Source organism: Streptomyces sp. NPDC033845, from assembly GCF_055576225.1.
The window spans coordinates 110,105-120,026 of the sequence record NZ_JBVIRI010000001.1 but is presented as its reverse complement, the minus strand read 5'-3'; the positions used below and the strand labels follow the sequence as shown (position 1 = coordinate 120,026).

Annotated in this window: 8 protein-coding genes; 7 read left to right on the top strand and 1 reads right to left on the bottom strand. The window is 70.8% G+C overall.

Going from position 1 to position 9,922, the window contains the following annotated elements; genetic code table 11:
* Positions 1-88 precede the first annotated feature (88 nt).
* The 7 genes from ACZ50K_RS00565 (at position 89) to pgi (ending at position 8,965) form a co-directional block, all read left to right on the top strand.
* A complete protein-coding gene (locus ACZ50K_RS00565; RefSeq protein ID WP_468895504.1) occupies positions 89-3,070 on the top strand; it encodes a M14 family metallopeptidase in 2,982 nt (993 codons plus the stop codon).
* 221 nt (positions 3,071-3,291) lie between these two features.
* Positions 3,292-4,296, top strand: a complete 1,005-nt coding sequence (gene gap, locus ACZ50K_RS00560) for a type I glyceraldehyde-3-phosphate dehydrogenase (protein ID WP_468895501.1) — start codon at positions 3,292-3,294, stop codon at positions 4,294-4,296.
* 129 nt (positions 4,297-4,425) lie between these two features.
* Positions 4,426-5,637: a phosphoglycerate kinase gene (locus ACZ50K_RS00555; RefSeq protein ID WP_468895498.1), complete on the top strand. Its 1,212-nt coding sequence runs from the start codon at positions 4,426-4,428 to the stop codon at positions 5,635-5,637.
* 5 nt (positions 5,638-5,642) lie between these two features.
* Positions 5,643-6,419, top strand: coding sequence for a triose-phosphate isomerase (tpiA, locus tag ACZ50K_RS00550; protein ID WP_468895495.1), 777 nt, complete (start codon positions 5,643-5,645; stop codon positions 6,417-6,419).
* Between the two features lie 121 nt (positions 6,420-6,540).
* Complete coding sequence (gene secG / locus ACZ50K_RS00545) at positions 6,541-6,771, top strand: preprotein translocase subunit SecG (protein WP_468897133.1); 231 nt, start codon at positions 6,541-6,543, stop codon at positions 6,769-6,771.
* Between the two features lie 65 nt (positions 6,772-6,836).
* The gene (locus tag ACZ50K_RS00540) at positions 6,837-7,172 is read left to right on the top strand and encodes an RNA polymerase-binding protein RbpA (protein ID WP_468895492.1); all 336 of its coding nucleotides are present in this window, start codon (positions 6,837-6,839) and stop codon (positions 7,170-7,172) included.
* 137 nt (positions 7,173-7,309) lie between these two features.
* The gene (gene pgi / locus ACZ50K_RS00535; RefSeq protein ID WP_468897131.1) at positions 7,310-8,965 is read left to right on the top strand and encodes a glucose-6-phosphate isomerase; all 1,656 of its coding nucleotides are present in this window, start codon (positions 7,310-7,312) and stop codon (positions 8,963-8,965) included.
* A gap of 88 nt (positions 8,966-9,053) precedes the next feature.
* Here the strand turns inward: pgi and pgl are convergent, their stop codons facing one another.
* Positions 9,054-9,836: a 6-phosphogluconolactonase gene (pgl, locus tag ACZ50K_RS00530; RefSeq protein WP_468895489.1), complete on the bottom strand. Its 783-nt coding sequence runs from the start codon at positions 9,834-9,836 to the stop codon at positions 9,054-9,056.
* Positions 9,837-9,922 lie beyond the last annotated feature (86 nt).

Sequence of the window (9,922 nt, the reverse complement as noted above, 5' to 3'; positions counted from 1 at the left end):
GGTCCGGCACGCCCCATTGACATGGGCATGGGCGGGTCGTGAGCCTGTCGTCCGACGCTTTCGTGGCTGACGACGCCCAGGGGGGCACATGAGGCACCGCGCGAGATCGATCCTCGCTGCCAGCGCACTCGTCTTCGGTTCGCTCGCCGCCGTACCGGTGGCCCAGGCACAGACACCCGCCCAGGCGCGGGCGACCGACGGAACCGGCACACCGGCCGGGGCCGACGAGGTCCGGGTCTACCGGGCCGACATCACCAGGGAACAGGTCCCGCTCGTCCTCGCCGCCGGCCAGGACGCCCACGAGCTCGGCGAACGGGCACCCGAGAAGGGCACCGCCCGGGTCGAGCTCTTCCTCACCGGAGCCCAGGCCCGGCAGCTCGGCGCCCAGGGCGTCAAGCTCACCGAGAACCGCACCCCGGCCGGCGCCTCGGCCCGCGCCAGGGCCGCCGGGGACGGGGTCTTCCGCCCCTACAGCGGCTCCGGCGGCCTCGCCGAGGAGATCGCCCGCACCGCCCAGGACCACCCCGGCATCGCCAAGGTGGTCTCCATCGGCAAGACCGTGCGGGGCAAGGACATCCTCGCCGTCAAGGTCACCAAGAACGCCCGCAAGGCCAAGGACGGCTCCAAGCCCTCCGTGCTCTACATGTCCAACCAGCACGCCCGTGAGTGGATCACCCCGGAGATGACCCGCCGGCTGCTCCACCACTACACGGACGGCTACGGCAAGGACGCGCGGATCACCAAGCTGGTCGACACCACCGAGCTGTGGTTCCTGCTCTCCGCCAACCCCGACGGCTACGACTACACCCACGCTCCCGACGGCGACCGGCTCTGGCGCAAGAACCTCCGCGACAACAACGGCGACGGGAAGACCACCACCGGGGACGGGGTCGACCTCAACCGCAACTTCGCCTACAAGTGGGGCTACGACAACGAGGGCTCCTCGCCCAACCAGTCCAGCGAGACCTTCCGCGGCGCCGGCCCCAACTCCGAGCCCGAGACCGTCGCCCTGGACCGCTTCCAGAAGCGGATCGGCTTCGAGTACGGCATCAACTACCACTCCGCCGCCGAACTCCTCCTCTACGGCGTGGGCTGGCAGGTCGCCACCCCCACCCCCGACGACGTCCTTTACAAGGCCCTCGCCGGCACCCCCGAGAACCCGGCCGTGCCCGGCTACTACCCGCAGCTGTCCTCCGAGCTCTACACCACCAACGGCGAGGCCGACGGCCACGCCGCCAACGTCAACGGCACGATGATGTTCACGCCGGAGATGACCACCTGCCGGACCGCCTCCCAGTCCGACCCGAACGACCCCTGGCGGCCCGAGGACTGCGCCTCCGGATTCAACTTCCCGGACGACGAGAAGCTGATCCAGGCCGAGTTCGCCAAGAACGTGCCCTTCGCCCTGGCCGTGGCCGAGACCGCGGCCCACCCCGACAAGCCCGTCTCCGTGGTGGGCCTGACCGCCCCCGACTTCACCCCCGACCCCTTCACCACCTCCTACGCGGCCCGCGGCGAGGACCAGGAGGTCTCCGTCACCGCCCGCAAGTCGCTGCGCGACAAGGAGCTCAACTACCGCGTCAACGGCGGCCGCACCCACGACCGGAACCTCAAGGCCTGGAAGGGCGGCGAGCGGTACGGCGGCGAGGACAACCTCTGGTTCGACGAGTACCGCGCCGAGATCGACGGAACCCGCCCCGGCGACAAGGTCGAGGTCTGGTTCACCGGCCGCGACCGCGCCACCGGCAAGCGCGTCACCAGCGAGCGCTTCACCTACACCGTCGCCCAGCGGCCCCGCGCCGACGTACTGGTGATCGCCGAGGAGGGGACCAAGGCCAAGCACGCCCAGACCTATGTGGACGCGCTCCGCGCCACCGGCCGCTCCGCCGCCGTCTGGGACGTGGCCGAGGGCGGCGCCCCGCACCCCCTCGGAGTGCTCTCCCACTTCCGCACCGCCGTGCACTACACCGGCGCCCAGGTGCCGGGCGGCGCCACCCAGCTCGCCGTCCGCTCCTTCCTCAACGAGGGCGGCAGGCTGATCGAGGCCGGCGAACGGGCCGGCGGCAACGTCCAGATCGGCCGGGCCGTCACCGACGACATCAGCCAGTACTACCTCGGCGCCTACGGCCGGGCCACGGTCAGGGGAGCCACCGGCTTCACCGGCGCCGGCGCGCTCAACGGCGCCACCGGCCCGCTCGCCGGGGCCGTGGACAACCCGCTCGACCTGCCCGGCTCCTACACCGTCACCTCCGACACCCTGGCACCGGAGCGGTTCCCGCAGTTCAAGAGCGCCCAGGGCGGCCAGTACGCCGGTGTGGTCAACCCCTACGCCCCGGCCGCCGGCGCCTGGATGGCCTCCGCCACCCATGACGACGACGACTGGAAGCGGCTGACCCGCACCGTGGACCTCACCGGGGTCACCGCGGCCGACGCGCCGGCCCTCAAGGCCGCCCTCAACTGGAACACCGAGCCGGGCTACGACCACGCCGTCCTGGAGGCCCGTACCGAGGGCGGCGACGACTGGACCACCCTGCCCGAGGCCGGCGGACTCACCTCCACCACCGTGCCCGAGGAGTGCGAGGCCGGGTTCTTCGTCAACGGCCACCCCTTCCTCCGCCGCTACCTCACCGTGGAGTCCGGCGGCTGCACCCCGGCCGGCACCAGCGGGGCCTGGAACAGCTTCACCGGCTCCTCGGCCGGCTGGAAGCAGGTCTCCTTCGACCTCAGCGCCTACGCCGGCAAGAAGGTCGAGCTCTCCTTCGCCTACATCACCGACCCCGGATCCGGGGGCCGGGGGGTCTTCCTGGACGAGGCCCGGCTCTCCACCCGGGGCGCCGACCAGCCCGCCGAGGGCTTCGAGACCTCCCTCGGGGAGTGGCGCGTCCAGCCCGCTCCGGCCGGAAGTCCCGAGGTTCCGGGAGATTGGTCCCGCTCCGGCGAACTGTTCAAGTCCTACGCCTCGGTCACTACGCGTGACACGGTCCTGCTGGGCTTCGGCCTGGAACACCTGCCGGCGGCCAAGGATCGCGCACAGCTGCTCGGCAAGGCCCTCAGGTCCCTGCACCGCTGACCCGCCCCTCACTCTCCGTAAGGGAGGAGAAAGTCCCTCGGAGCCCGTGCCGACACCAGTGGTACAGGCCCCGGGGGGCCTTCCGGGCGCGGATACGCGAGTGTCAGCGCCCGTTCGATGTCACTCAACGCCTCACGGAGAGGTAGGGTCGTAAGCGGTCGGGGACATCCCATACAGCTCGCCGGCAGGACAGGCCGGCGCACCAACGAGGAGATCGGTTCGTGACGATCCGCGTAGGCATCAATGGTTTTGGCCGTATCGGCCGCAACTACTTCCGGGCGCTCCTGGAGCAGGGGGCGGACATCGAGATTGTCGGTGTCAACGACCTGACCGACAACGCCACCCTCGTGCACCTTCTCAAGTACGACACCATCCTGGGCCGCCTCAAGGCCGAGGTGAGCCACACCGCCGACTCCATCACCGTCGGCGGCAACACCTTCAAGACCTTCGCCGAGCGCGACCCGGCGAACCTGCCCTGGGGCGAACTGGGCGCCGACATCGTCATCGAGTCGACCGGCATCTTCACCAAGAAGGCCGACGCCGCCAAGCACCTCGCCGCCGGCGCGAAGAAGGTCCTCATCTCGGCTCCGGCCAAGGACGAGGACATCACCATCGTGATGGGCGTCAACCAGGACAAGTACGACGCGGCCAACCACCACGTCATCTCCAACGCCTCCTGCACCACCAACTGCGTGGCGCCGATGGCCAAGGTCCTCCTGGAGAACTTCGGCATCGTCAAGGGCATGATGACCACGGTCCACGCCTACACCAACGACCAGCGGATCCTGGACTTCCCGCACTCGGACCTGCGCCGGGCGCGCGCGGCCGCCGAGAACATCATCCCGACCACCACCGGTGCCGCCAAGGCCACCGCGCTGGTGATCCCGGAGCTGGCGGGCAAGCTCGACGGCATCGCGATGCGCGTCCCGGTCCCCACCGGCTCCGTGACCGACCTGGTCATCGAGCTGGAGCGCGAGGTGACCAAGGACGAGGTCAACGCCGCGTTCCAGAAGGCCGCCGAGGGCCAGCTGAAGGGCATCCTCGACTACACCGAGGACGCGATCGTCTCCTCCGACATCGTGAACTGGCCGGCCTCCTGCACCTTCGACTCCTCCCTGACCATGGTCCAGGGCAAGAGCGTCAAGGTCGTCGGCTGGTACGACAACGAGTGGGGCTACTCCAACCGCCTCGTCGACCTCACCGTCTTCGTCGGCGGTCAGCTCTAAGTTTCGGAGCAGGCACCAACGATGTTGTGAAGCACAGGGCTCGGGCAGCGCGACGAAGCGCTGTACGGGCCCTGTCGCTTGCCACGTCCCTCGTTCCGGGCCCCGGGCCCGAAGGAGATCAGAGAAAACATGAAGACGATCGACCAACTGCTTTCCGAAGGCGTCGCCGGCAAGCGGGTGTTCGTCCGCGCCGACCTCAACGTGCCGCTGTCGAACGGTGCCATCACCGACGACGGCCGGATCCGCGCCGTGCAGCCGACCATCGCCAAGCTCGCCGAAGCCGGTGCGCGCGTGGTCGTCGCCTCGCACCTCGGCCGCCCCAAGGGCGCCCCGGACCCGGCCTTCTCGCTGGCCCCGGCCGCCGCCCGGCTCGGTGAACTCCTCGGCCAGGACGTCGCGTTCGCCACCGACACGGTCGGCCCCTCCGCCAAGGAGACGGTCGCCGCCCTCGCCGACGGCCAGGTCGCCGTCATCGAGAACCTGCGTTTCAACGCCGGTGAGACCGCGAAGGACGACGCCGAGCGCGGCGCCTTCGCCGACCAGCTCGCCGAGCTCGCCGACGTCTACGTCGGGGACGGCTTCGGCGCCGTCCACCGCAAGCACGCCTCGGTCTTCGACCTGCCCGCGCGGCTCCCGCACGCGGCCGGCTATCTGATCGCCACCGAGATCGGCGTCCTGAAGAAGCTCACGGACGAGGTCAAGCGCCCGTACGTGGTCGTCCTGGGCGGCGCCAAGGTCTCCGACAAGCTCGCCGTCATCGACGAGCTGCTCGGCAAGGCCGACCGCATCCTGATCGGCGGCGGCATGGCCTACACCTTCCTCAAGGCCCTCGGCCACGAGGTCGGGATCTCCCTCCTCCAGGAGGACCAGATCCCCGTGGTGACCGAGTACATGAAGCGCGCCAAGGACACCGGCGTCGAGCTGGTCCTGCCGGTGGACGTGCTGGTCTCCACCGAGTTCCCCGACCTCAAGGGCAAGACCCCGGCCGTCTTCGACACCGTGGACGCGGACGGCATCCCCGCGGACAAGGAGGGCCTGGACATCGGCCCGAAGACCCGCGAGCTGTACGCTGCGAAGATCGCCGACGCGGAGACGGTGTTCTGGAACGGCCCGGTGGGCGTCTTCGAGCACCCCGACTACGCCGGCGGCACCAAGGCCGTGGCGCAGGCCCTGCTCGACAGCCCCGGCTTCACCGTGGTGGGCGGCGGGGACTCGGCGGCCGCCGTGCGCACGCTCGGCTTCGACGAGGACGCCTTCGGCCACATCTCGACCGGCGGCGGCGCCAGCCTCGAATACCTCGAAGGCAAGACGCTCCCCGGCATCGCCGCACTGGAGGACTGAACAAAGTGACTGACCGTACCCCGCTGATGGCGGGCAACTGGAAGATGAACCTCAACCACCTGGAGGCCATCGCCCACGTCCAGAAGCTCGCCTTCGCGCTCGCCGACAAGGACTACGAGGCCGTCGAGGTCGCGGTGCTGGTGCCCTTCACCGACCTGCGCTCCGTCCAGACCCTCGTGGACGGCGACAAGCTGAAGATCAAGTACGGCGCCCAGGACATCTCGGCGCACGACTCCGGCGCCTACACCGGCGAGATCTCCGGCCCGATGCTCTCCAAGCTGAAGGTCGGCTACGTCGCCGTGGGCCACAGCGAGCGTCGCCAGTACCACGCCGAGAACGACGAGGTCTGCAACGCCAAGGTCAAGGCCGCCTACAAGCACGGGATCACCCCGATCCTCTGCGTCGGCGAGGGCCTGGACGTCCGCAAGGCCGGCGAGCAGGTGCCGTACACCCTGGCGCAGGTCGACGGCGGCCTCAAGGACCTCCCGGCGGAGCAGGCCGAGTCCATCGTGATCGCGTACGAGCCGGTCTGGGCGATCGGCACCGGCGAGGTCGCCACCCCCGAGGACGCCCAGGAGGTCTGCGGGGCGATCCGCGGCCGGCTGGCCGAGCTGTACTCCCAGGAGCTGGCCGACAAGGTCCGCATCCAGTACGGCGGCTCGGTGAAGTCCGGGAACATCGCCGCGATCATGGCGCAGCCCGATGTGGACGGCGCCCTGGTCGGCGGTGCCGCGCTGGACTCGGACGAGTTCGTCAAGATCGTCCGCTTCCGCGACCAGTGAGCATCGCAGTGAGTAGGCGGTAGGACGGATCCGTCGTACCCTTGCGGGGGCCGGGAGGGCTGAACCATCAGCCGCCGGCCCCCGCATCATCGAATCCAGGAAGTAGGGTCCAGCCGTGGTTATGGGGTTCCAGATCGCCCTGATGGTCTTCAGCGCGCTGCTGATGCTGCTGGTGCTCATGCACAAGGGCAAGGGCGGCGGCCTCTCCGACATGTTCGGCGGCGGCATGCAGTCCTCCGTCGGCGGCTCCTCGGTCGCCGAGCGCAACCTGGACCGGATCACCGTGGTGGTCGGTCTGCTCTGGTTCGCCTGCATCGTCGCCCTCGGCCTGCTGATGAAGTCCAGCACCTGACCCCAACTCGGGTACAGCGCGGTACACTCACGCTTCGCGGCACCATCACGCAGGGAGTTACGACCGTGGCAAGTGGCAACGCGATCCGTGGAAGTCGGGTCGGAGCGGGGCCGATGGGCGAGGCCGAGCGCGGCGAGTCCGCGCCCCGTCTGCGCATCTCCTTCTGGTGCTCCAACGGGCACGAGACACAGCCGAGCTTCGCCAGCGACGCGCAGGTCCCGGACACCTGGGACTGCCCGCGCTGCGGGTTCCCCGCGGGCCAGGACCGGGAAGCCCCCCCGGCGCCGCCGCGCACCGAACCGTACAAGACCCACCTGGCGTACGTACGGGAACGGCGCACCGACGCCGACGGCGAGGCGATCCTCGCGGAGGCCCTCGCCAAGCTGCGGGGCGAGATCTGACCGTCTGACTTACGGGCCCGGCCCGCTGGACACCTTCTCCAGCGGGCCGGGCCCGTTTGTGCGCCTCGGTCCCGTTCCGATCCCTTAGGTTGGGGGGTGGCGGGGCTCAACAGGACGGAAGAGGGTTGATGTCCGACATGAAGGCAGAAGGCCGCGGCAGGCTGAACCGGACCCCCGAGTGGCTGGCACTCGGCAAGCACCGGGAGGAGCTGGGGCAGACGCACCTGCGGGACCTGTTCGCAGCGGACCCCGGTCGGGGCACCGGCTACACCCTGCGGGTCGGCGACCTGCACATCGACTACTCCAAGCACCTCGTCACCGACGAGACGCTGGCACTGCTGCGGGAGCTCGCGGACGCGACGGGGGTCGCGGAGCTGCGCGAGGCCATGTTCCGCGGCGAGAAGATCAACATCACCGAGGACCGGGCGGTGCTGCACACCGCGCTGCGGGCCCCGGCCCAGGCCGTGGTCGAGGTGGACGGCGTGGACGTCGTCCCCGAGGTGCACGCGGTGCTCGACAAGATGGCGGACTTCGCCGACCGGGTCCGGTCGGGGGAGTGGACCGGGCACACCGGCCGCCGCATCCGCAACGTGGTCAACGTGGGCATCGGCGGCTCCGACCTCGGTCCGGCGATGGCCTACGAGGTGCTGCGCACCTTCACCGACCGTACGCTGACCGTGCGCTTCGTCTCCAATGTGGACGGGGCGGACCTGCACGAGGCGGTGCACGGCCTGGACCCGGCCGAGACCCTGTTCATCATCGCCTCCAAGACCTTCACCACGGTGGAGACGATCACCAACGCCACGGCGGCCCGGGAGTGGCTGCTGGCCGGACTCGGTGGGGAACAGGCCGCCGTCGCCCGGCACTTCGTCGCCCTCTCCACCAACGAGGAGAAGGTCACCGAGTTCGGCATCGACCCCGCGAACATGTTCGGGTTCTGGGACTGGGTGGGCGGCCGCTACTCCTTCGACTCGGCCATCGGCCTCTCCCTGATGATCGCCGTCGGACCGGCGGCCTTCCGCGAGATGCTGGCCGGCTTCCGGCTGGTCGACGAGCACTTCCGGACCGCCCCGCCCGAGGAGAACGCCCCGCTGCTGCTGGGCCTGTTGGGGATCTGGTACGGCTCGTTCTTCGACGCCCAGTCGCACGCGGTCCTCCCGTACAGCCACTACCTCTCCAAGTTCACCGCCTACCTCCAGCAGTTGGACATGGAGTCCAACGGCAAGTCGGTGGACCGCGACGGCAACCCGGTGGACTGGCAGACCGGCCCGGTGGTCTGGGGCACCCCCGGCACCAACGGCCAGCACGCCTACTACCAGTTGATCCACCAGGGCACCAAGCTGATCCCGGCGGACTTCATCGGCTTCGCCCGCCCGGTCGCCGAACTCCCGGCCGGCCTCGCCGCCCAGCACGACCTGCTGATGGCGAACTTCTTCGCCCAGACCCAGGCGCTGGCCTTCGGCAAGACCCCCGAGGAGGTCCGGGCCGAAGGGGTCGCCGAGGAACTGGTCCCGCACAAGACCTTCCGCGGCAACCACCCGACCACCACCGTGCTGGCCGCCGAGCTCAGCCCCTCGGTGCTCGGCCAGCTGATCGCGCTGTACGAGCACAAGGTGTTCGTCCAGGGCGCGGTGTGGAACATCGACTCCTTCGACCAGTGGGGCGTGGAACTCGGCAAGGTGCTCGCCAAGCGCCTGGAGCCGGCCCTCACCGAGGGCGCGGAGGTGGCCGGGCTGGACCCGTCCACCGAGGCCCTGGTGGCCCGCTACCGGGAGCTGCGCGGCCGCGCCTGACCCGGACCGGCCGCCCGTACGGCGAGAGGGCCGCGCACCCCGGAGCGGGGTGCGCGGCCCTCGGCGCGCCGTACGGCCGGTGCCCGGCTCAGGACAGCGCGGGCGGGTACATCCCGGAGGGCAGCTTCGCGGCCGCCGTGCGGTCCAGCAGCCACAGGGTGCGGGCCCGGCCGTGGACGGCCGCGGCCGGGGCCTGGACCTCCCCGCCGCCGCCCAGGGCCAGGGCGACCGCCCCGGCCTTGTCCTCGCCGGCCGCCAGCAGCCACACCTCGCGGGCCGCGCAGATGGCCGACAGGGTCAGCGAGATCCGGGTGGGCGGCGGCTTGGGCGCGCCGTGCACCCCGACCACCGTCCGCAGGGTCTCCCGGGTCGCCGGGTGCTCCGGGAACAGCGAGGCCACGTGGGTGTCCGGGCCGACGCCCAGCATCAGCACGTCGAAGGTGGGGACCGGGCCGTGGTCCTCGGGGGCGGCGGCCGCCCGGAGCTCCTCGGCGTACGCGGCGGCCGCCGCGTCCACGTCCTCGCCGAAGGGCCCGTCCGAGGCGGGCATCACGTGCACCCGGGCCGGGTCCACCGGCACGGAGTCCAGCAGGGCCTCGCGGGCCTGGGTGTGGTTGCGTTCGGGGTCCTCGGCGGGCACGTACCGCTCGTCGCCCCACCAGATGTCCAGCCGGGCCCAGTCGACGGCGTCCCGGGCCGGGGCCTGGGCGAGCGCGGCCAGCAGGCCGTTGCCGTTGCGGCCGCCGGTCAGCACCACGGAGGCGCTGCCGCGGGCGGCCTGCGCGTCCACGATCCTGGTGATCAGCCGGGCCGCGGTGGCCTGGGCCATCAGGTCCTTGTCGCGGTGGACGACGACCTGAGGTGTCGTCATACCCATGGTGGTGCCGCCTTCTCGTTCGGGGCAGGGTTCGGGGAAGGAACCGCGGGGGGCCCGGCCGGCGCCCGTGAGGGCGGCCG

Coding starts and splice junctions, on each gene's coding strand:
- ACZ50K_RS00565 (WP_468895504.1), top strand. CDS start 89: ATGAGGCACCGCGCGAGATCGATCCTCGCTGCCAGCGCACTCGTCTTC.
- ACZ50K_RS00555 (WP_468895498.1), top strand. CDS start 4,426: ATGAAGACGATCGACCAACTGCTTTCCGAAGGCGTCGCCGGCAAGCGG.
- secG (WP_468897133.1), top strand. CDS start 6,541: ATGGGGTTCCAGATCGCCCTGATGGTCTTCAGCGCGCTGCTGATGCTG.
- pgi (WP_468897131.1), top strand. CDS start 7,310: ATGAAGGCAGAAGGCCGCGGCAGGCTGAACCGGACCCCCGAGTGGCTG.
- pgl (WP_468895489.1), bottom strand. CDS start 9,836: ATGACGACACCTCAGGTCGTCGTCCACCGCGACAAGGACCTGATGGCC.